The organism is Solibaculum mannosilyticum, assembly GCF_015140235.1.
In the GTDB taxonomy this organism is placed as follows: domain Bacteria; phylum Bacillota; class Clostridia; order Oscillospirales; family Acutalibacteraceae; genus Solibaculum; species Solibaculum mannosilyticum.
In genome coordinates this window covers 1243278-1263327 of sequence record NZ_AP023321.1, presented here as the reverse complement: position 1 = coordinate 1263327, position 20050 = coordinate 1243278, and the positions used below count along the sequence as shown (strand labels likewise).

Sequence of the window (20050 nt, the reverse complement as noted above, 5' to 3'; positions counted from 1 at the left end):
ACAAAAAGATATTGATACCTACGATATCCCGGAAAGGATGGTGGCAGTTTGGGCTGTTTGGGAAACGCACTGTGGTTCCTGTTTGGCGGCATATGGCAGGGCCTTAGTTGGGTGCTGGTAGGAGTGGTATGGTGCATCACCATTGTGGGAATTCCCATTGGTATACAGTGTTTCAAATTGGCCGGTCTTGCCTTTTTCCCGTTTGGGAAAGAGGTGCAGTTTGGCGGTGGGGTAGGATCCGTCTTGCTCAATATTCTTTGGATGATCTTTGGCGGTCTCCTTTTAGCCATTGAATCGGCTATACTTGGATGTATCTTGTGTATTACCATTATTGGTATTCCATTTGGAAAACAGTGTTTTAAGCTGGCCAAATTGGCATTGATGCCTTTTGGGGCGTCTGTGGTATCTGTATAGAACAAGACGCGGTAGAAAAAAGAAAAGGAACTCCATTGTAGACAAATGAGTCTACAGCGGAGTTCCTTTTTTTGATTTCAGGGGGAAGATTATGTCATATCGGATGGGGATGTCCCATATCTATGTTAGCAAAGGAGGGACAAGTATGGATAAGATCACATTGGCAACCCGGTATGACGATGCCGTCAGCCGATTGGGAGAGAAGTGGAGCACATGGCTCAAACGTGTCCCAGAGGACGTAAAGGCCAAGACGCAAGAGGTACATCTACATATAGGCGGGCCTGTTGTGCTGACGGGGGCCGATCAAATTTATTTTGTCACTGAAAAGGGACATGTGACAAATGTCTATCAGGACGGGCTTCCCGCCGCCACGCTAGAGACCATGGAGAAGGCTATGGCCGCACTTTGCGACTATTCCATCCATAGCTTTCAAGGAGATATCCAGAATGGCTTTATCACCGTCCGAGGAGGGCATCGAGCCGGCATCTGTGGTACGGCTGTACTAGAGGAAGGTAAAATCTCCAGTGTGCGGGACATCTCTTCTATCAATCTTCGTATCGCCCGGCAGCATTTCGGTGCAGCCGATTCCATCATCCACTCCACCTTTGCCAAAGGTGCGAAGGGACTTCTTTTGGCGGGACCGCCGGGATGCGGCAAAACAACCATCCTCAGGGACTTGGCACGACAGCTATCCTCCGGCGCCACGGGATGTTACTATCGAGTGGCCCTGGTGGATGAACGCGGTGAACTGGGAGGCGTCTATCGAGGACAGGCTCAAAATAATCTGGGCCCCTGTTGCGACTGTCTGGACGGTTATCCCAAGGCCCAGGGAATCCTGCAAGCATTGCGCAGTCTGGCGCCTCAGGTCATCGTATGCGACGAGGTGGGGGACGATGCCGATATCGACGCCATCAAAGCTGGGGTCAACGGCGGTGCGGAGATGATTGCTTCCATCCACGCAGGCAGTCTATCGGAGCTTATGAACCGTCCTCAAGGACGAGCTTTACTCAACACCCATGCGTTCGACTATGTGGCCGTTATGGCGGGCAGGGATCATCCTGGACGGATCCAGTCGGTGACGAAGGTAGGTGACTTGCTTGAAGATCATAGGGCTGTTGTGTTTGATTGTGACGGGGACCTTAGTGGGAATGATGAAGTCGGCGGAATTTGGGGGCCGTGTTAAGCAGTTGGAGGCCGTACTATCCATGATCCAGGATATCGCCACACAAATCCGTTATAGAGCCTTGCCTCTGACCGATCTCATTCGGCAAATGTCGGTTCAGAAGGATTTGGAATGCCTTCCCTTTTTAAAACAGTGCGCTAAGAACTGCGAAGAAGGAATGGCATTTCCCGACGCATGGGAGCAAAGCGTGGGCAAGCAGGGCAAAAAATCATATCTCAAGGAAAAGGATCTCAGCATTCTCTACGCCTTTGGCAGCGGCTTGGGTACGACCGATGTGGAAGGACAATTAGCCAATTGTCATCTCCACGGCAAGTTGGTGGAGGAATCCCTCAAACAGGCCCGGGCCGATCGGGATGGAATGGGAAGACTCTACTCCACCCTAGGGATTTTAGCCGGTATCGGAGCGGCCATCGTTTTTGCATAGTTGGGATCAATCAAAACAGGCATCCGCTTCGCAGTGCGCCTGCCGACGTGGGAGGAATGAAAAATGGATGTGGATCTGATCTTTAAAATAGCCGCCATTGGCATAATCGTGGCTGTCCTCAACCAGGTACTGATACGGTCCGGACGGGAGGAACAAGCCATGCTGACCACGTTGGCAGGATTGATTGTGGTATTGACCATCATCATCCAGGAGATTAGCGATTTGTTCCATGTGGTCAAATCGGTGTTTGGATTATGAACATCGCGGCCATTGCAGGCATCGGCGTAGTGGCTGCGGCCATCGCGATCCTGATCAAGAAGCAAAATCCAGAATACTCCATGATGATCAGCATTGGGGCCGGGATCATCCTGTTGATCCTGATTCTGTCTCAGGTGACGCCAGCCGTCCGTCAGATGAGCGATCTCGTATCGGCAGCCGGTATGCCGACGGAATATGCTGGTATTTTGTTCAAATCTTTGGGGGTGTGCTTTCTAACGCAGTTGGCCTGCGACAGCTGCCGGGATGTAGGAGAGACTGCACTGGCATCCAAGATTGAACTGGCTGGAAAAGTGGCCATTTTGATTTTCGCCTTACCGCTGTTCCAAAAGGTAGCCGATATGGCTATATCGCTTATCCGGGGGTAAAGGGGGACGTGAAAACATGAAAAAGATGCTGATCTGCACTCTTTTTTTCTTCTTAACGATGCTGTTCCCCTTAGCAGTTGGGGCTTCCGATGCCATATCCAGTACCTCTGACACAGTCTCAGAATATGATTTTGAAGATCAGCTCAAGGCCAGCGGTGCCGATGAACTTACCGATGAGCTTCCTGAGGAAACAAAAGAGTTGCTTCGAAAATTGGGGATCGACTCCATTCAGCCGGACAGCCTCCTAGGTCTCACCACCGACAGCGTTGCCACAACCCTCACCGATACCGTCAAAGAAAGTGCGAAAGGTCCGCTTAAGTCAGCTGCTGCTGTGGCGGGTATTATTTTACTGTGCGCTTTGCTGGAAGGATTTAAGATTTCCTTTGGGGAACGTCCTCTTGCCGGTGTATTTGGGGCGGTGGCCGCGTTATCCGTAGGGGTGGCGATCATCCTTCCCGTGTTGGAGGTCATTCAAAAGGCAGGGGAGGCCGTAAGGGCCAGTTCGACGTTTATGTTGTCCTTTATTCCCGTATTTGCCGGCATCACCACTGCAGCGGGACAACCTGTCACCGCTTCCCTCTACCAGGGACTTCTCTTTGGCGTAGCACAGGTGGTGTCCTCAGCAGCCAACACCATTGTCGTCCCTCTTTTGTCCCTTTTCCTAGCCTTCAGCTTGGTTTCCGCCGTGGCGCCCAACCTCAATTTAAGCGCTACGGCGGGGAGTATCCAGAAAGTAGCTTCCTGGGTGCTCGGACTGGTGATGACCATCTTTGTGGGCATCCTTTCCATCCAAGGCGTGGTGGGCAACGCGTCCGACGGCGTGGCCATCAAGGCGGCTAAATTCTTCAGCGGCAGTTTTATCCCCGTGGTGGGCAGTGCATTGGGTGACGCCTTAGGCGCTGTCCAGGGATGTGTAGGGCTGCTCAAAAGTACGGTAGGAAGCTTTGGAATCCTGGCGGTTATCGTCATTTTTGTTCCGCCTCTCATCCAAGCTCTCATCTGGCAATTTATTCTCAACATCGGGGCTGCATTCTCCGATCTCTTTGATTTAAAGCAGATTTCAGCTATGCTTCGATCCACTGCTAAAGTCTTGAACCTACTGATCGCTGTAATGCTGTGCTGTTCTCTCTTGCTTATCATCTCTACCACCATACTGCTTGCACTGGGGGTGAGCGTATAATGGACTGGATTCGAGGATGGGCCACTGCCATCTGTATGGGCGCCTTAGCGGCGGCTTTGGCGCAAATGCTTGCTCCATCCGGAGCTTTGCAAAAGATCTTTAAAGTGGCGGTAGCAGCGTTTTTCCTCTGCTGCTTCCTTTCCCCATTTTTTAATTCCGACTCTTTGCCGGAATTCTCTTTGCCGGACGAACCGATCAGCGTAGAGGAAAGCGCCCAAAATCTTAAGCAGGAGATGCACCGTCAGCTTCAGGATCAGGTAGAAGTACGCCTCAAACAGCTTAGCATGGACGCCACACAAAAAGTCGGAATTACTCCAGAAAAAATTCTCATTCATATGGATACCGACGCAGACGGCAGCATATCCATTAAACAGATTGACGTTGTCCTCAAAGATGAAGATCAGAAAATGAAGGGCAGCGTTCGGTCGGCGATACAAGAAACACTGGGATTTACGCCCCGTGTTTTAAGCGTATCGGAGGTGAAAACATCATGAAGGGAGATGCCATGGGGACGATACAAGGAGCCTTTCACAAATATGTAAGCGGTGAAAAGGGGAAAAAAATTATCCTGATTGCCGGCATCGCTGGGATGGTTCTTATTTTATTGTCCTCCTTCTGGCCCAAGAGCGAGACGGCCACGAAAAACGAAGAGACGACCACCACTATGACGACATCGGAATACACCGATCTTCTTCAGCAAAGGCTCGCCTCCATTGTCAATAGCATCGAAGGGGTGGGGCAATCGGAAATCATGGTCACGCTGGAAACCGGCGTTCAAAATATTTACGCCAATCAGGAGCAGAAAAATACCGATAAATCACAGGACATAACGGGGGAGAACACCACAAGGATCCAAGAGCGGCAGGATGTAGAACAAAACGTCATCCTAGTGGACGATCCGGAAGGAGGGGAAAAGGCGCTGATCAAAACGCAATTGGAGCCACAGATCAAAGGAGTAGTGGTTGTATGCCAGGGCGGGGACGATCCAGTGGTACAAACCCGCATCTCGCAAGCCATCACCACCGCTCTTGACATCTCATCCAAGCGGGTGTGTGTAACAAAACGATCCAGTGAAACAAAGTAATAAGGGGAGATTTCTTATGAAAACAATGTTTGGAAAACGTCAGGTTTTGATTGCCACGCTGGTTGTCGCGTTAGGGCTTGCCATTTACCTCAACTTCCAGTTCAATAAGGCGGGCGAGGACTTCACTGCCACCGGTACCTTGAGCAGCTCCTCCTCCGAGACTTATAATTACGGCGACGCAGCTTATGTCAATGCATCAGAGGCGTCCAGCGGCGATGCCTCTACCCCCGAAGGCGATGATGCCAGTACAGCAGATGAAGGCGACGCTTCGGCCACCCAAACCCAGGGCAGCGCTTATTTTGTAGAAGCCCGGCTCAATCGTGAACAGTCCAGGGAAGAGGCTGTAGACGTTTTGAAGGATGTCCTAGCCGATGCACAAGCCGATGACTCGGCCAAAACCGAAGCCTTGGCCGCCTCCGCCAAAATCGCTCAAAACGTCAAGGACGAAGGCGAGATTGAAAATCTTATCAAGGCCAAAGGCTTTACAGAATGCATGGTGTACATTGAGGACGACAAAGCCAATGTGATCGTCCAGTCGGACGGACTCCTGCCCAGCGAAGTGGCTCAGATCAAAGACGTTATTACCTCCAATGCACAGGTGTCGGCCGACAACATCACCATTGTACCAGTAGAATAATTCCTGAAAAAAGCGGAAACAAAAAGACGGCGACTTTGGGCAAATGCTTCAAAGGCGCCGTTTTTTGTGGGGAAGGAAAAGGAACGGTTGTGCGAGATTATACAGGTAATCCCCGGATTTATGCAAGAGATATTCGCTTGTATGCAAATTTCAGGGAGAAAGGTGGTTGTGTAGACGGAAGTTTGTGGTATAATAAAGAGTGTAATAGTTTGTGTATCTGCGCCCTTGCCTAAAAATGGGCGGATGATTTTTGATCCCTATGGCCCTGGACGATAGCGGCTGAAATGGTCGCCACAATCGAGTAACATTGTACGCAGCGATAAGGAGGAGATTTCTTTGGAGCGTCGTCCAATTTATCCAGAAACAGAGGTATCCAGCAGTGGATCGTGTATCATCTCGGAGCGTGTACTGGCTTCTATCGCCAGCACTGCGGCCAGTGAAGTGGAAGGTGTAGCGTCTTTGGCAAAGCATACCCACATCAAAGGTCTTTTCTCCCAGCAAAGAGTGGCGCGGTCGGTTGTCATCACAAGCGACGAAAACGAATTGATTCTTGACCTTTACGTTAATCTTAACATGGGATGCCATATCCCAACGGTGGCAGGTGCCATCCAAAAAAATGTGAAAGAAGCCATCCAGAGTATGACGGGCCGCGTGGTTACAAGGGTGAATGTCCATGTGGCAAACGTAGCGTTGGAGACTCAGGAGGCTTAAAAGATAATTTAAATATAAGCAACCCTCCACTTGTGTGGTGGAGGGTTGCTTATTCAAAAGGACTTTGAGGAGCTGGGACAATGATGACGAGAAGACAAGCCCGTGAGCAGGCTTTTATATTGCTGTTTGAAAAAAGCTTTCGCCCTCAAGAGGAAGGCATTTCCGACATTATAGACGAGGCTACCGAGGCACGCCAAATTGAGGTAGCTCCTTATGCCGTCTCGGCGGCGGAAGGCGCATGCAATCATATGGATGAGATCGATCAAATGATTGAGAAGTATTCTGAAAAGTGGGATAAGAAAAGACTGTCCCGAGTGGTGCTCTCTCTGCTGCGTCTCAGTTGTTACGAAATGCTTTATGTGTCCGATGTACCGGACGGCGTATCCATCAACGAAGCGGTGGAGCTCGCCAAACAATACGGCGGGGATGAAGACGCCTCTTTTCTCAATGGAATTTTAGGCGCTGTATCCCGCAGGGACAAATCCCCTCAACCAGCGGAATAATCAGCATTGTACTTTGTCCTTTTGGGGAGGTTTTATGAGCAATCTTGTGCTTACGGTTACCCAGGTGAATACTTATGTAAAATCCATCTTAGAAGGAGATCCTCGTCTTCAGTCGGTTTACTTAACTGGTGAGGTCTCCAATTTTGTCAATCATTATCGCTCGGGCCATTGTTACCTCTCCCTGAAAGACGATCAGTCAGCAATAAAAGCGGTTATGTTTAAAAATGTGGCGTCTCGGCTCCGGTTTGTCCCGGAGAATGGGATGAAAGTGCTGGTACGAGGACGAATCTCGCTTTATGAACGGGACGGGCAGTATCAGTTTTATATTGATGACATGCAGCCGGCCGGTGTAGGGGCCATGCAGGTAGCTTTGGAGCAATTGAAAAAAAAGCTCCATGCCCAAGGACTCTTTGAGCAAAGCCGGAAAAAAGCCCTGCCGTCGATGCCGATGCGGGTAGGCGTAGTGACGTCTCCCACAGGCGCCGCCGTGCAGGATATCAAAAATATTTTAAACCGTCGATTCCCACTGGCGGAGGTAGTCCTTTGTCCAGTATTGGTGCAGGGAGAAGAAGCCCCTTCCCAAATTGCAGCGGCGCTTGATTTGATCAACCAGAAAAAGGCTGCCGACGTCATTATTGTAGGAAGAGGCGGCGGTTCGATGGAGGATCTATGGGCTTTTAACAGTGAGGAGGTTGTACAAGCTGTTGCCCGATCGGATATTCCAGTAATCTCGGCAGTCGGTCATGAAACCGACTATACCTTGTGTGATTTAGCGGCCGATCTACGGGCTCCCACTCCATCCGCCGCTGCTGAACTGGCAGTCCCCCAGGCATCGGATCTTCTGGCTGAGCTTCATATAGTTCGCGCTACTATGATCCAGAATATGCTCCTTATGGTCGAACAAGCACGACATCGTCTGGAACAGGTTGAGAAATCCCGTATTTTTCACCAGCCTCAGGATATCTTGCTGGAAAAACGTATGTTGCTGGATCAAATCTCCAATGATCTTGTCAGCGCATACCATCGTAAGCTTTTTGAACCGAGGAAAAAGCTGGCCGAAATGGCTGCCAAATTAGACGCACTGAGTCCTTTAAAAGTATTGGCCAGAGGATATACCGTTGCTCGGACAAAGGATAAAACCATCCGATCAACTGAAGATGTGGCCTTAGGAGATACTATTTCTCTTCAGGTTTCAGACGGAAAAATCCATTGTACGGCGTTTGAAAAAACTTCCATGGGGAGTGAAAACAAATGAGTGAGAAAAAGATGACATTTGAAACATCTATGACTAGATTAGAAGAGATTGTGGCAGAGCTGGAGTCCGGGGACTTGCCGGTCGAACAATCCATCCAGTGCTTTGAAGAGGGACTAAAGCTTTTAAATCATTGCAGTGAAGTTCTGCAAAAGGCGGAACAAAAAGTCACATTGTTGACGGGTGAAGAGGACGAGCCTCTTGTCTCTCCAGAAAAGGAGGAGAAGTGATGACTGCTTATGAAATGTTGTCGGAGAATGCCGCTCTGGTGGAGGATGCACTGAAACAGTACATCGTCCAGCAGGGCAGCTTGACGCAAGCTCTGACTGATGCTATGCGTTACAGCGTTTTAGATGGTGGAAAACGAGTCCGTCCAACGCTTACAATGGAATGTTGCCATATCTGCGGTGGAGAGAGCAAAAAAGCTTTGCCTTTCGCTTGCGGAGTGGAGATGATCCACAGTTACTCACTTATCCACGACGATTTGCCGTGTATGGATAACGATCTTATGCGGCGTGGGAAGCCCTCTACCCATGCGAAATACGGAGAGGCTACAGCGTTGTTAGCCGGGGACGCACTGCTTACCTTGGCTTTTGAAGTACTATGCGACCCGATTAATCCGCTGGAAGCATCGGTGGAAGCCGTCCGAGAATTGAGCCGGGCCGCTGGATATCAAGGTATGGTTGGGGGGCAGATCATCGATTTAGAAAGCGAGAACAAATCGGTGGACGCCCAGACCCTTCGGGCTATGCACGCCGGCAAAACAGGGGCTCTCATTGCCGCAGCCGCTTCATTAGGCGTTATTGCTGCCAGAGGAAATAAGATTCAGTTAGAGGCATGTCGTCAATATGCGCTGCATTTGGGACTTATGTTTCAGATCACGGATGATATCCTGGATGCTACAGTTGATTCTTCTGCGCTGGGTAAAACAGCCGGTAAGGATCTCAAACAACATAAATCCACTTATGTGACTCTTTATGGTCTGAAAGAAGCTCGTAAAATGGCCGAGAAACAAACTAATTTGGCCATCGAGGCTTTGCATCCTTTTGGACAGAAAGGCCAGCAATTGGCCGATTTAGCGCATTTGTTATGCAATCGAAACCAATAAGGCTGGTGTAGAAAAGTATGGAAACAATTCGAGCGGTTTTTGGTAATTATATTTTGGTGTCGGCTGTTTTGGCATGGCTTTCCGCCCAAGTGATTAAAACACTGCTCACCTTATTTGTCACCCGTAAATTTGATCCGGAACGTCTCGTAGGAGCGGGAGGTATGCCCAGCGCTCATTCGGCAATGGTGTGTGCCTTGACGATCTCTATGTCTCGTGTGGAAGGTGTTAGTTCACCTTTGTTTGCCTTGGCGTTCTTGTTTGCCGCGGTGGTGATGTACGATGCTATGGGTGTACGCCGTGCAGCCGGCGAACAGGCCAAAGTACTCAACCGAATGCTGGATCAATTGGATTGGCCTATTTTTGGCAAGAAACAGAAAGAACACGTCTTGGAAGAAGAACGTTCTCGTCTAGCCAGTTTGCGGCGGGACGACGATGATGACGATGATAAGGAATTAAAAGAAGGGTTAGGACATACTCCTCTGCAAGTATTGGCCGGTGCTTTGCTGGGGATTTTAGTGGCCATGTTGGTTCCTCGGTAAAGGTTATACCATGGAACCGAGGTTCTTGCAAAGGATGACCGCTTATTTTTCTGGCGGTGGGATTCTATTTTCAGTTGCAAAGGAGCGTGCGCCATGTCTACCTTTGGGAGGCTTCTTTCTTCCATAAAAGGACCGGAAGATATTAAAAATATGACGTTCCGGCAGCTGGATGATCTGTGCGCAGAGATCCGCAGAGAGCTGATTGGAACGGTATCGCACAATGGGGGACATTTAGCCTCCAATTTAGGTGTAGTAGAGCTCTCGGTAGCTCTTCATAAAGTGTTTTGCTCCCCTCATGACCAGATCGTCTGGGATGTTGGGCATCAATGTTATACCCATAAATTATTGACTGGACGATATCAGGAATTTTTCTCCCTTCGTCAGGAGAATGGACTTTCTGGTTTTTGTCGGCCGGAGGAAAGCGAACACGATTCTTTTGTATCCGGTCATTCCAGCACCTCCATTTCGGCTGCTTTCGGCCTTGCAAAGGCTAAGGAGCTGATGGGTGACGACAGCTATACCATCGCCGTCATTGGCGATGGAGCTTTAACAGGCGGCCTTGCTTATGAAGCAATCAATAACGCTGGACGGAGCAAATCAAAGCTCATTGTGATTTTAAATGATAATAAGATGTCCATCTCCCGCAATGTGGGATCAATTGCCCGGCATTTGGCTGGTATTCGATCCAAACCGGCTTATTTCCGTTTAAAGAGCCGAGTGGAAAAGGCCATCTTGAAGTTGCCTAAGGCCGGTGTGAAAATCGAAAACGGGATCATAAAAATGAAGGCCGGATTGAAAAACGTCTTGTACGGCAACACGATTTTTGAAAATATGGGATTTGCTTATGTCGGTCCAGTGGATGGACATAATCTACGGGTTCTTTGTGACGTCTTGGAGTCCAGCAAAGAGATTCACCGTCCCGTTTTGCTGCATGTATGTACTGTCAAGGGGAAGGGTTATATATTCGCTGAAGAAAATCCTAAGGCATTTCATGGCACCTCTGGATTTAATATCGGGACAGGCAATACCGAACACGCAGATTATAGTTTTTCCAAACGGTTTGGCACATCTCTGTGCACCATGGCGCGGACGGATACTCGTATTTGTGCCATCACAGCCGCTATGGCGTCCGGAGTCGGACTCAATGAGTTTGCACACCAGTATCGGAATCGCTTTTTTGATGTGGGCATCGCCGAACAACACGCTATTACATTTGCCTCCGGGCTGGCTAAAAACGGACTGTTGCCTGCGTTTGCCGTATACTCCACCTTTTTACAGCGCGGCTATGACCAGATCATTCACGACGCTGCATTGCAAAATCTAAAAATCGTGTTGGCCATTGATCGAGCCGGCCTAGTGGGAGAAGATGGAGAAACACATCAGGGAGTATTTGACGCCTCCTTTTTGCATACCATTCCCAACATCACAATATTGGCACCGTCCAGCTATGACGAGCTTGACAGCATGTTAAAAGATGCCTTTTATCATTACAAAGGGGTTGTTGCCCTTCGATATCCGCGGGGAGAACAGGGCTTTATTCCGCAAGACTATCACAGTCAAAAACAATCATATACTTTCTATGGAGATCCAGATGCTCCTAATCTTATTGTTACATTTGGCCGGCTTTTTTCCGAAGCCTGCCTAGCGCGGGATATCTTAAACAAAAATGGAAAAGCGGTTTGTATTCTAAAATTAAATGTAGTCAAACCGATGGATCCATCGGTATTTGATAAAGTCAAGAATTTTTCATCGGTGTTTTTCTACGAGGAAGGCATGCAGGAAGGCGGCATTGGGCAAAGTTTTGGATTCCAGCTGTATCAAGTTGGTTTTAAAGGAAAGTTTTCCCTCCATGCTCTTCCGGATCAATTTATACCACAAAGTACGGTTGCAAGCGCATTGACTCACTTTGGATTGGATGCACAGGCAATGGCGGCATCTGTTTTGCAGGGGGAAAAGACAGTTGAGTGAGAAAAAAAGACTGGATGTTCTATTGGTAGAAAATAACTTGGCACAGAGCCGGGATCGGGCTCAACGACTTATCATGTCGGGCTCTGTGTATGTAGACGGGCAGAAAGCTCTAAAAGCTGGTACATCCGTATCTTCCACAGCACGAATTGAAGTACGCGGTAAAGATATCCCATTCGTCAGCCGGGGTGGACTTAAACTTCAAAAGGCGATGGACTCTTTTGACCTTAGTTTGCAAGATGTTATAGCTATGGACATCGGTGCTTCTACAGGTGGATTTACCGACTGTATGCTGCAACATGGAGCAGCTAAGGTCTACGCAGTAGACGTAGGGTATGGACAGCTAGCTTGGAAACTACGCACCGATCCACGGGTGGTAAATTTAGAGCGTACCAATGTGCGATACTTAACAAAGGAACAAGTCCCGGATCTTTTGGACTTTGCCAGTGTGGATGTTTCCTTCATCTCACTCAAACTTATCTTACCTGTACTTTTCGATTTTCTCTCCCCGGAAGGACAAGCAGTTTGTTTAATTAAGCCTCAGTTTGAAGCGGGAAAAGGCAAAGTAGGGAAAAAGGGTGTTGTACGAGATCCCGCTGTCCATCTAGAAGTTTTAGAGAATGTATTTGAATTTACAGAAAATGCAGGATTCGACATTTTACATTTAGATTTCTCTCCTGTTAAAGGTCCGGAGGGAAATATCGAGTATTTAATGCATATTTGTAAGAAAAACTCTGTAAACGCAAAACCCTTTACAGAGTTCGACTTAAACGGCTTAGTTTCCCGATCTCATGGACATTTTTCCAAAGGAGAACTCGCTCATGAAGATAGCACTGCTGCTCAACACTGACAAGCCAAATTGCTTTACAGTTGCTTTTGAGGTTTGCAATCATCTCAAGAAGCTGGGAGCCGAAATTTTATTGGATCAATCGGTTCGAAATCAGTTTTTAGCTCCGGATACCCACTATATGGATTTTGATTCTATGATTCAAGACTGTCAAATCCTAGTTGCTCTGGGTGGGGATGGAACCATTCTTCACGCCGCCAAACGAGCTGCTATTTTTCATAAGCCAGTGTTAGGCGTCAATGTAGGACGTTTAGGATTTATGGCCGGCCTGGAAAGCAATGAATTGGATCGTCTGTCCTGTCTCTTTTCGGGGGACTACATGGTCGATCACCGTATGCTTCTCCAGGTTACTATTGAAAATCAGCCGGGTATTTACTATGCCCTTAATGATGCGGTAGTCTCTAAAAGTTCTCTATCCCGCATTATCGATATTGATCTTGCTTTAGACGGCAAAGACATCGCTTCCTACCGCGCTGACGGCATGATTGTATCCACCCCTACCGGATCAACAGCTTATTCTCTGTCAGCTGGTGGACCAGTGGTTGATCCTGAAATGAGTGGGATTTTAGTAACTCCGATCTGTCCACATTCCTTGTTTGCAAGGAGCATTCTATTTCGGGATGATAAAAAAATTCGATTGACAGCGTCCTGTCTTTCCGGTACAGATGCTTACTTGACTGTGGATGGGGAACAGGGACGATTGTTATCTCCAGGTGACTGTGTCCACATTCAAAAGGCGGAATTGGAGGCATCCATTCTCCGCATCAAACGACAAGCTTTTTATGACGTACTCAACGAAAAGCTGATTAACAGGAGGTCTTAGGATGAAAGCCAAGCGTCACGCTAAAATTCTAGAACTGATTCAGCAGCGTCCTATCGATACACAAGAAGAGCTGTTGAGAAGTTTAAAGGAATATGGATATGATGTAACACAAGCCACCGTATCCCGGGATATTAAGGAGCTGCGCCTCATCAAGTCATTGGATGGTTCAGGCCGTTACCGCTACACCTCTGCTAAACAGGATATGGATGGGATTTCTTCTAAATTCCATAGTTTATTCGCCGATGCGGTCATCTCCATTGATTATGCACAAAATATCTTGGTGGTAAAATGTTTTGCGGGTATGGCAAATGCCGCCTGCGCCGCTTTGGATTCCATGCATTGGGAAGGCGTAGTTGGGACTTTGTCTGGAGATGATACTTTTCTCATTGTCTGCCGCACAGAATCCCATGCTATTTCACTCGTGACGGAATTAAAAAAGTTATCAAAAAAATAAAAAGGCATTCCATGTGAATGCCTTTGTTTCGCTAAGGGGTGATCTTTTATGCTTCAAAACCTCCACATTGAAAATATCGCTGTTATTGAGCGTGCTGATATTTTATTTTCATCCGGTCTGAACGCCTTAACAGGCGAAACCGGTGCGGGAAAATCCATCGTTATCGATGCCATCAACGCGATCCTAGGCCATCGCACCAGCAAAGAGATCATCCGTAGCGGTGCTGACAAGGCTAGAGTCTCGGCTTTATTTTGTGATCTTTCTTCCACTGCTTTATCTGCGCTGGAACAATTGGGATTCGAATGCGATGAGGATGGTATGCTATTGATCCAACGAGATATTAGCACAGGGGGAAAGGGATTATGTCGTATCGGCGGTCAGCCTGCTACGCTGTCAATCTTGCGGGAATTAGGAAGTTCTTTGATCAATATCCATGGCCAGCACGATAATCAGGCTCTGTTGTCTCCTGAACGGCACATGCAGTACTTGGACCGGCTGGGAGACTACCAAAACCAATTAGAGGATTATCGGGAAGCTTTCCGAAATCTGTGTGCAGTAAAAAAAGAACTCAGCGGCTTTCAGATGGATGAGGCGGAAAAAGCCCGACGCATCGATTTGCTCCAATATCAAATTGATGAACTGGAAGCAGCAGATATCCAGTTGGGGGAACGGGAGTATCTCAGTGAACAAAGGGCATTGATTGTCAATGCTGAACGCATTGTGCGGTCGGTGGAAGAAGCCCGTATCTCCATCGGCGGGACAGAGGATGATTCAGGTGCTGCCCAGCTGATGGAGCGTGCAGCCGATGCCCTCTCATCGATTGTGGAGGTGTATCCTGATCTGGAGGAACTTGCCAAGAGGGTACAGGATATCGCTTATGAAGTCAGCGACGTCTCGGATGAGCTCAGGGATAAGAGCCGTCAGATGGAATGCGATCCAGATGATTTAGACACCATTGAAGAGCGCTTGGATGTATTGTATCGCCTCGGATGCAAGTATGGTGAAACCGAAGAGGAGATGCTGGATTTCTTAAAGGGAGCCAAGGCGGAATTAGAGTCCATCGAGCAGGCGGATGAAAGACTCGAGCAGTTAAAAAGGCAATTGGAAGAAGCCACAGAACAGGCCAAAACATTGGCACTTCAGGTGTCCCAGGGCAGACGGAAAGCTGCTATTCTGTTGGAAAAACAGGTTAAGGATCAGCTTACCTTTTTGGATATGCCGGGAGTGACGTTTGAAGCGGCATTTCATCCTTGCGCCCTATATGCCGATGGAGCAGAGACAATGGAATTCCTCATCTCAGTCAACCAGGGAGAACCGCCAAAGGCCTTGGCCAAGATTGCCTCAGGCGGCGAGCTTTCTCGCATTATGCTGGCCATCAAAACGGCTTTGGCCGATAAAGACGACATTGATACCTTGATCTTCGATGAGGTAGACACTGGAATCAGCGGCCGTGCCGCACAAAAAGTGGGACAGAAATTGCATCAAATCGCAGAGAGCCGTCAAGTTATTTGCGTTACTCATTCCGCTCAGATCGCCGCACTGGCAAATTCTCATTTGCTTATTGAGAAACAAGTGCGGGAGGGAAGAACCTATACACAGGTCACCCGGATGGAGCTTGCCCAACGTGTCCAAGAAATCGCCCGTATTATCGGAGGAGAAAGCATTACCCCTGTGAGCCTACAAAATGCACAAGAAATGTTGGATTTAGGACAGCAAACATCAAATTAAGCTTGACAAATCTGAGAAAGTGTGTTTAAATACAGCGTAGTAAAAGGCTATGACGGGAAAAAGTAACATTGGTTTTTCTCTAAAGAGAGTCCTCGGCCGGTGGAAGAGGATGAGAGTCTGATGTGAAATACATCCTATCAGCCGTATTTTTGAACCAGGGCATCAAGTCTTGCAGTAGGAAATGACGGGTTGCGCTCGTTATTGCGCAAGGGTTTTTTTGAACTCGTTAAGGTCTTTATCTGTGAAGATAAGGATGCATTGAGGTGGTACCACGGGAATTTCTCGTCCTCTGCTCTTTGAGCAGGGGACTTTTTCTTTGCTTTTTCCCCTCAGGATAAGGCAATTGCCCAGGAAATATCGATCAAAAATAAGTTTAGGAGGATTTTTATCATGGGAGTATTTGAGGAATTAAAGGAACGGGGTCTCATCGCCCAGATGACGCATGAGGAGCCGATTAAGGATTTACTGGATAACCAAAAGATCACCTTTTATATCGGCTTTGATCCCACAGCAGATAGCCTTCACGTCGGCCACTTTTTGCAAATGGTCGTAATGGCTCATATGCAAAAGGCTGGTCACCGTCCCATCGTGTTGTTGGGCGGCGGTACCGGTATGGTAGGCGACCCTACAGGAAAGACAGATATGCGTAAAATGATGACCCAAGAGACGGTGGATTATCACGTCAGTTGCTTTAAGAAGCAGATGGAGAGATTTATCGATTTTTCCGATGGGAAAGCTTTAATGGTCAATAACGGCGACTGGCTTCTGGATCTCAATTACGTCGACTTTTTGCGCAATGTGGGGGTCCATTTCTCCGTCAACCGTATGCTGACAGCCGAATGCTTTAAGACTCGTTTGGTAAAAGGTTTATCCTTCTTAGAATTCAATTACATGCTCATGCAGAGCTATGATTTCCTCAAACTCTATGAGGAGTACAATTGTGTCATGGAGCTGGGTGGCGACGATCAATGGTCTAATATCTTGGGGGGTATCGAGCTCATCCGTCGTGCAAAGGGTAAGGATGCCTATGGTATGACATTCACCCTTTTGACCACCAGTGACGGACGTAAGATGGGTAAGACCGAAGGTGGAGCCGTCTGGCTGGATCCGGAAAAGACCTCGCCTTACGATTTCTACCAATACTGGCGCAATGTAGATGATGCGGATGTCATCCGTTGCCTCAAGATGCTGACTTTTGTACCGCTGGATCAGATCAAACCAATGGAACAGTGGAGCGGCAGCCAGCTTAATCAGGCGAAAGAAATTTTGGCCTTTGAAGTTACTAAAATGATCCATGGGGAAGAGGAAGCCCAAAAAGCACAGGATGCCGCTCGTGCTTTGTTTGGCGCCGGCGCTTCGGTGGATGATATGCCGTCTACACAATTGGAAGAATCAGATTTTACCGATGGCGCTATCGGCATCATCGATCTGCTGACTAGAACCGGTCTGGTATCGTCTCGAGGCGAAGCCCGCCGTCTGATTGATCAGGGCGGTATCTCGGTAGACGATCAAAAAGCTTCTTCGGTTTCAGATACCATCCCGGTTTCCCAGTTCGAAAAGGGATATGTCATTGTCAAAAAGGGCAAGAAGGTCTTCCATAAAGCTGTTAAATAAAAAGTAAGAGAAAAAAGGACCATCCAAATTTATTGGATGGTCCTTTTTTCTCTAGATTAGTTTTTAAATGTGGGGAAGATCCGTTTCCTTTAGAAGTGGAATCCCGTTGGCTTGAAGCACAGCAATGGCGCGCTCGTTATCGTTGACACGAAGAATAATATAAGCTGTCTTATCGTGTTCTTGATCGCGGCCAATGGATGGATAGAGGTATTCAATACTAATACCTGCATCCGACAAAATCTTAACTGCACGGGCAAATCCGCCCACTTGATCGGGAATAGACACAGCAATTACCTGTGTCAAAGAAACCGTCAGTCCAGCATCTTTCAGGATCTTTTGAGCATGTTCTGGGTTGCTGACAATGAGACGGAGGATCCCAAAATCAGTGGTATCCGCCATACAGAGGGCTCGGATATGGATTCCCGCATCGGCCAAAAGGGTAGAGATTTCCGATAGCCGGCCTTCTTTGTTCTCCACAAAAACAGATATCTGCTTAATTTTCATACAGACAGCCCCTCTCTCTATCGGTAAAATGATTTACAATTGATAACCTAAATCAAAGGCTTTGAGATTCATATCGGTAAACTTAGCCGGAACAGTCTGGCGGATCGTCTCCTGCCAATGATCATAGTCGATATCCAAGCTACGGGCCATAACGCCCATCAGAACCACATTGACGGCTTTTTCTGAACCGGCTTCCTTGGCCAAGGATAGGGCATCAATTGCTGTGACATCCACACCTGCCTCCTCCAGACGGTCCAAAAGGCCTTCCGGATATTTTGCCGCGCCAGTGATAACCGGCATAGGATCCATGCATTGGGTATTGACCACCATCTTACCGCCCTTTTTCAAATAAGGAAGCCACCGCGCTGCTTCCAACTGCTCAAAAGAGACGATGACATCGGCCTCACCCTTTTCAATAACAGGGGAGTAGACCTTCTCATTTTCGCCCCAACGGACATAAGTCACAACCGAACCACCGCGCTGGGACATACCGTGAACCTCTGAGACTTTGACGTCAAAACCGCGGGAAAGCAGAGCGTTGCCCAGCAGCTTACTAGCCAAAAGCGTTCCCTGGCCTCCCACGCCTACAATCATAATACTCTTTACACCCATGGATTATTGAACCTCCCCTGCGCCAATAGCGCCAAATTTGCAGAGTTGTTTACATACGTCGCATCCAACGCACTGGGTCTGGGAAATCTCGGCCTTTTTATTGTGAATCGAAATGGCCGGGCATCCGATGGAAAGGCAGGATTTACATCCGATGCACTTTTCATGATCCACCTTCAAAGGCGGATTGTGCTTGACGTACTTGAGAAGTGCGCAAGGACGGCGGGAAATAATCATAGAAGGCTCATCCACAGCCAGTTCCTCATCGATGACCCGCATAGTCTCTTCCAAATTGTAGGGGTCTACCACACGGACTCGATTGATTCCCACAGCATTCGCCAACTTCTCCAGGCTGACGGCCGCAGTGGGATCTCCTTTGATGGTATAACCGGTAGTGGGGTTTTGCTGATGTCCAGTCATACCCGTGATAGAGTTATCCAGTACAATAACCTTGGAAATTCCCTTGTTATAAGCGATATCAATCAGGCTCGTGATACCGGAATGGATAAACGTAGAGTCGCCGATCACTGCTACTGATTTATGTGCCTGCTCTTCGCCGCGTGCGGTATTGTAACCATGCAAACTGGAAATGGATGCACCCATACATACACAAACATCAATAGCGCTCAAGGGGGCAGAGGCTCCCAGGGTATAGCAGCCGATATCGCCGCTTACATAGACCTTCTTCCGTTTCAGAGCGTAAAAAAGGCCACGGTGGGGACATCCTGCGCACATCACAGGCGGACGGACAGGGATATTCACATCCTCAAGCTGTAAATACTCCTTTTTCTCTCCCAGGATCTTTTCCGCCACAATGGACTGATTGATTTCACCCAGCAGGGAGAAGGTATCTTTTCCATGAACAGAAATACCGTATTTACGGCAATGGGTCTCGATAATGTCGTCCAGCTCTTCCACCACATACACCGTGTCACACTGAGCGGCAAAATTGCGGATCAGTTCTACCGGCAAAGGGTTTACCATACCCAATTTCAAATAGGATGCCTTATCACCCAAAGCCTCTCTGGCATAATCGTAGGAGGCGCCAGAGGTAATGATGCCAATGCGAGTATCGCCCATCTCAACCCGGTTAATGGATGCTGTTTCCGCCCATTCCATGAGCTTTTTAGTGCGTTCTTCCACCACCACGTGACGTCCACGGGCCATCGCAGGCATCATAACGTATTTCTGGGGATCTTTTTTGTATTCCTTCAGTTCCAGCTCCTGACGATCCGATGTCTCTACCAAGCTGCGGGAATGAGAGATTCTGGTCGAGAGACGAAGCATACAGGGGACATCAAACTGTTCACTGATCTCATAAGCGAGCTTTGCAAATTCCAAGCATTCAGCCGAATCCGACGGTTCCAGCATAGGCACTTTGGAGGCAATCGCGTGATGACGGGAATCCTGCTCATTTTGAGAAGAATGCATACCAGGATCGTCAGCTACAGCAATGACCATACCAGCATTCACGCCGGTGTAGGAGGCGGTGTACAACGGATCGGCCGCTACATTGAGACCCACATGCTTCATGGCGCAAAAAGACCGTGCACCTCCTACCGAAGCGCCGATCGCCACTTCCATCGCCACTTTTTCATTGGGAGCCCATTCACTGTACATTTCATCGTAAGTGGCGGCGAATTCGGTAATTTCCGTACTGGGAGTTCCGGGATAACTGGATACGACCCGGCATCCCGCTTCATACAATCCACGAGCCACCGCTTCGTTACCAAGCATTAATTTTTTCACAATAGGTACCTCCGATTATCGTCTAGTCTCACATCAAAAGGCGGCCTGCTGCTTATTGAGACAGCAAGCCTCCTCCTA

24 protein-coding genes and 1 other annotated feature are annotated in these 20050 nt (G+C 48.3%); of the genes, 21 read left to right on the top strand and 3 right to left on the bottom strand.

The features are described from left to right. Positions 1–48 precede the first annotated feature (48 nt). The 21 genes from C12CBH8_RS05965 (at position 49) to tyrS (ending at position 17110) form a co-directional block, all read left to right on the top strand. Positions 49–414: a YccF domain-containing protein gene (locus C12CBH8_RS05965; protein ID WP_215533756.1), complete on the top strand. Its 366-nt coding sequence runs from the start codon at positions 49–51 to the stop codon at positions 412–414. 145 nt (positions 415–559) lie between these two features. Then, positions 560–1597: an AAA family ATPase gene (locus tag C12CBH8_RS05960; protein WP_215533755.1), complete on the top strand. Its 1038-nt coding sequence runs from the start codon at positions 560–562 to the stop codon at positions 1595–1597. Then, the gene (locus C12CBH8_RS05955) at positions 1563–2021 is read left to right on the top strand and encodes a stage III sporulation protein AB (protein ID WP_246441769.1); all 459 of its coding nucleotides are present in this window, start codon (positions 1563–1565) and stop codon (positions 2019–2021) included. The genes C12CBH8_RS05960 and C12CBH8_RS05955 overlap by 35 nt, the downstream gene beginning before the upstream one ends. 63 nt (positions 2022–2084) lie before the next feature. Beyond that, a complete protein-coding gene (gene spoIIIAC / locus C12CBH8_RS05950; RefSeq protein WP_090266402.1) occupies positions 2085–2279 on the top strand; it encodes a stage III sporulation protein AC in 195 nt (64 codons plus the stop codon). Next, positions 2276–2665 carry a SpoIIIAC/SpoIIIAD family protein gene (locus tag C12CBH8_RS05945; RefSeq protein ID WP_090266400.1) on the top strand — a complete coding sequence of 130 codons (390 nt, stop codon included), beginning with the start codon at positions 2276–2278 and terminating at the stop codon, positions 2663–2665. The genes spoIIIAC and C12CBH8_RS05945 overlap by 4 nt, the downstream gene beginning before the upstream one ends. A gap of 16 nt (positions 2666–2681) precedes the next feature. Beyond that, entirely contained in the window at positions 2682–3845 is a 1164-nt protein-coding gene (locus tag C12CBH8_RS05940; RefSeq protein ID WP_090266399.1) for a stage III sporulation protein AE, read from the top strand. Then, positions 3845–4339: a stage III sporulation protein AF gene (locus C12CBH8_RS05935; RefSeq protein WP_215533753.1), complete on the top strand. Its 495-nt coding sequence runs from the start codon at positions 3845–3847 to the stop codon at positions 4337–4339. The genes C12CBH8_RS05940 and C12CBH8_RS05935 overlap by 1 nt, the downstream gene beginning before the upstream one ends. Continuing rightward, positions 4336–4929 (top strand): hypothetical protein, encoded by a 594-nt coding sequence (locus C12CBH8_RS05930; protein ID WP_090266396.1) that lies wholly within the window; start codon positions 4336–4338, stop codon positions 4927–4929. Before C12CBH8_RS05935 ends, C12CBH8_RS05930 begins: the two co-directional genes overlap by 4 nt. A gap of 16 nt (positions 4930–4945) precedes the next feature. Continuing rightward, positions 4946–5566, top strand: coding sequence for a SpoIIIAH-like family protein (locus tag C12CBH8_RS05925; protein WP_215533752.1), 621 nt, complete (start codon positions 4946–4948; stop codon positions 5564–5566). A gap of 336 nt (positions 5567–5902) precedes the next feature. Next, entirely contained in the window at positions 5903–6277 is a 375-nt protein-coding gene (locus tag C12CBH8_RS05920) for an Asp23/Gls24 family envelope stress response protein (protein ID WP_215533751.1), read from the top strand. 80 nt (positions 6278–6357) lie between these two features. Next, the gene (gene nusB / locus C12CBH8_RS05915) at positions 6358–6780 is read left to right on the top strand and encodes a transcription antitermination factor NusB (protein ID WP_246441767.1); all 423 of its coding nucleotides are present in this window, start codon (positions 6358–6360) and stop codon (positions 6778–6780) included. A 34-nt stretch (positions 6781–6814) separates the two neighbouring features. After that, the gene (gene xseA / locus C12CBH8_RS05910) at positions 6815–8035 is read left to right on the top strand and encodes an exodeoxyribonuclease VII large subunit (protein ID WP_099321973.1); all 1221 of its coding nucleotides are present in this window, start codon (positions 6815–6817) and stop codon (positions 8033–8035) included. After that, a complete protein-coding gene (locus C12CBH8_RS05905; RefSeq protein WP_090266390.1) occupies positions 8032–8262 on the top strand; it encodes an exodeoxyribonuclease VII small subunit in 231 nt (76 codons plus the stop codon). Before xseA ends, C12CBH8_RS05905 begins: the two co-directional genes overlap by 4 nt. Then, positions 8262–9140 carry a polyprenyl synthetase family protein gene (locus C12CBH8_RS05900; RefSeq protein ID WP_215533750.1) on the top strand — a complete coding sequence of 293 codons (879 nt, stop codon included), beginning with the start codon at positions 8262–8264 and terminating at the stop codon, positions 9138–9140. Before C12CBH8_RS05905 ends, C12CBH8_RS05900 begins: the two co-directional genes overlap by 1 nt. A 17-nt stretch (positions 9141–9157) precedes the next feature. Then, positions 9158–9679: a divergent PAP2 family protein gene (locus C12CBH8_RS05895; RefSeq protein ID WP_090266387.1), complete on the top strand. Its 522-nt coding sequence runs from the start codon at positions 9158–9160 to the stop codon at positions 9677–9679. Positions 9680–9772: 93 nt separating this feature from the next. After that, complete coding sequence (gene dxs / locus C12CBH8_RS05890) at positions 9773–11647, top strand: 1-deoxy-D-xylulose-5-phosphate synthase (protein WP_215533749.1); 1875 nt, start codon at positions 9773–9775, stop codon at positions 11645–11647. Then, positions 11640–12494 (top strand): TlyA family RNA methyltransferase, encoded by an 855-nt coding sequence (locus C12CBH8_RS05885; RefSeq protein ID WP_343063120.1) that lies wholly within the window; start codon positions 11640–11642, stop codon positions 12492–12494. The genes dxs and C12CBH8_RS05885 overlap by 8 nt, the downstream gene beginning before the upstream one ends. Then, complete coding sequence (locus tag C12CBH8_RS05880; RefSeq protein ID WP_215533748.1) at positions 12466–13314, top strand: NAD(+)/NADH kinase; 849 nt, start codon at positions 12466–12468, stop codon at positions 13312–13314. The genes C12CBH8_RS05885 and C12CBH8_RS05880 overlap by 29 nt, the downstream gene beginning before the upstream one ends. A gap of 1 nt (position 13315) precedes the next feature. Continuing rightward, a complete protein-coding gene (gene argR, locus C12CBH8_RS05875) occupies positions 13316–13768 on the top strand; it encodes an arginine repressor (protein WP_090266381.1) in 453 nt (150 codons plus the stop codon). A gap of 48 nt (positions 13769–13816) precedes the next feature. Next, complete coding sequence (recN, locus tag C12CBH8_RS05870) at positions 13817–15496, top strand: DNA repair protein RecN (RefSeq protein WP_099321968.1); 1680 nt, start codon at positions 13817–13819, stop codon at positions 15494–15496. A 40-nt stretch (positions 15497–15536) separates the two neighbouring features. Next, positions 15537–15789 (top strand) — a binding site (T-box leader). Positions 15790–15886: 97 nt separating this feature from the next. Further along, a complete protein-coding gene (tyrS, locus tag C12CBH8_RS05865; protein WP_484592950.1) occupies positions 15887–17110 on the top strand; it encodes a tyrosine--tRNA ligase in 1224 nt (407 codons plus the stop codon). Positions 17111–17173: 63 nt separating this feature from the next. On the opposite strand, the gene C12CBH8_RS05860 is transcribed toward tyrS, so the two are convergent. The 3 genes from C12CBH8_RS05860 to iorA are packed head-to-tail and all read right to left on the bottom strand — an operon-like array spanning position 17174 to position 19972. Beyond that, positions 17174–17614: a hypothetical protein gene (locus tag C12CBH8_RS05860; protein WP_099321967.1), complete on the bottom strand. Its 441-nt coding sequence runs from the start codon at positions 17612–17614 to the stop codon at positions 17174–17176. A gap of 33 nt (positions 17615–17647) precedes the next feature. After that, positions 17648–18226 carry an indolepyruvate oxidoreductase subunit beta gene (locus C12CBH8_RS05855; protein ID WP_090266374.1) on the bottom strand — a complete coding sequence of 193 codons (579 nt, stop codon included), beginning with the start codon at positions 18224–18226 and terminating at the stop codon, positions 17648–17650. Between the two features lie 3 nt (positions 18227–18229). Beyond that, positions 18230–19972 (bottom strand): indolepyruvate ferredoxin oxidoreductase subunit alpha, encoded by a 1743-nt coding sequence (gene iorA / locus C12CBH8_RS05850; RefSeq protein ID WP_171846395.1) that lies wholly within the window; start codon positions 19970–19972, stop codon positions 18230–18232. Positions 19973–20050: the final 78 nt, after the last annotated feature.

What these genes read in the sequence shown, in the direction of transcription:
- C12CBH8_RS05860 (WP_099321967.1), bottom strand. Translation starts at nt 17,614, where the DNA reads ATGAAAATTAAGCAGATATCTGTTTTTGTGGAGAACAAAGAAGGCCGG.
- dxs (WP_215533749.1), top strand. Translation starts at nt 9,773, where the DNA reads ATGTCTACCTTTGGGAGGCTTCTTTCTTCCATAAAAGGACCGGAAGAT.
- tyrS (WP_484592950.1), top strand. Translation starts at nt 15,887, where the DNA reads ATGGGAGTATTTGAGGAATTAAAGGAACGGGGTCTCATCGCCCAGATG.
- nusB (WP_246441767.1), top strand. Translation starts at nt 6,358, where the DNA reads ATGATGACGAGAAGACAAGCCCGTGAGCAGGCTTTTATATTGCTGTTT.
- C12CBH8_RS05900 (WP_215533750.1), top strand. Translation starts at nt 8,262, where the DNA reads ATGACTGCTTATGAAATGTTGTCGGAGAATGCCGCTCTGGTGGAGGAT.
- C12CBH8_RS05925 (WP_215533752.1), top strand. Translation starts at nt 4,946, where the DNA reads ATGAAAACAATGTTTGGAAAACGTCAGGTTTTGATTGCCACGCTGGTT.
- C12CBH8_RS05905 (WP_090266390.1), top strand. Translation starts at nt 8,032, where the DNA reads ATGAGTGAGAAAAAGATGACATTTGAAACATCTATGACTAGATTAGAA.
- C12CBH8_RS05895 (WP_090266387.1), top strand. Translation starts at nt 9,158, where the DNA reads ATGGAAACAATTCGAGCGGTTTTTGGTAATTATATTTTGGTGTCGGCT.
- C12CBH8_RS05945 (WP_090266400.1), top strand. Translation starts at nt 2,276, where the DNA reads ATGAACATCGCGGCCATTGCAGGCATCGGCGTAGTGGCTGCGGCCATC.
- C12CBH8_RS05930 (WP_090266396.1), top strand. Translation starts at nt 4,336, where the DNA reads ATGAAGGGAGATGCCATGGGGACGATACAAGGAGCCTTTCACAAATAT.
- C12CBH8_RS05855 (WP_090266374.1), bottom strand. Translation starts at nt 18,226, where the DNA reads ATGGGTGTAAAGAGTATTATGATTGTAGGCGTGGGAGGCCAGGGAACG.
- C12CBH8_RS05940 (WP_090266399.1), top strand. Translation starts at nt 2,682, where the DNA reads ATGAAAAAGATGCTGATCTGCACTCTTTTTTTCTTCTTAACGATGCTG.
- spoIIIAC (WP_090266402.1), top strand. Translation starts at nt 2,085, where the DNA reads ATGGATGTGGATCTGATCTTTAAAATAGCCGCCATTGGCATAATCGTG.
- C12CBH8_RS05880 (WP_215533748.1), top strand. Translation starts at nt 12,466, where the DNA reads ATGAAGATAGCACTGCTGCTCAACACTGACAAGCCAAATTGCTTTACA.
- C12CBH8_RS05935 (WP_215533753.1), top strand. Translation starts at nt 3,845, where the DNA reads ATGGACTGGATTCGAGGATGGGCCACTGCCATCTGTATGGGCGCCTTA.
- xseA (WP_099321973.1), top strand. Translation starts at nt 6,815, where the DNA reads ATGAGCAATCTTGTGCTTACGGTTACCCAGGTGAATACTTATGTAAAA.
- C12CBH8_RS05955 (WP_246441769.1), top strand. Translation starts at nt 1,563, where the DNA reads ATGATGAAGTCGGCGGAATTTGGGGGCCGTGTTAAGCAGTTGGAGGCC.
- C12CBH8_RS05960 (WP_215533755.1), top strand. Translation starts at nt 560, where the DNA reads ATGGATAAGATCACATTGGCAACCCGGTATGACGATGCCGTCAGCCGA.
- recN (WP_099321968.1), top strand. Translation starts at nt 13,817, where the DNA reads ATGCTTCAAAACCTCCACATTGAAAATATCGCTGTTATTGAGCGTGCT.
- argR (WP_090266381.1), top strand. Translation starts at nt 13,316, where the DNA reads ATGAAAGCCAAGCGTCACGCTAAAATTCTAGAACTGATTCAGCAGCGT.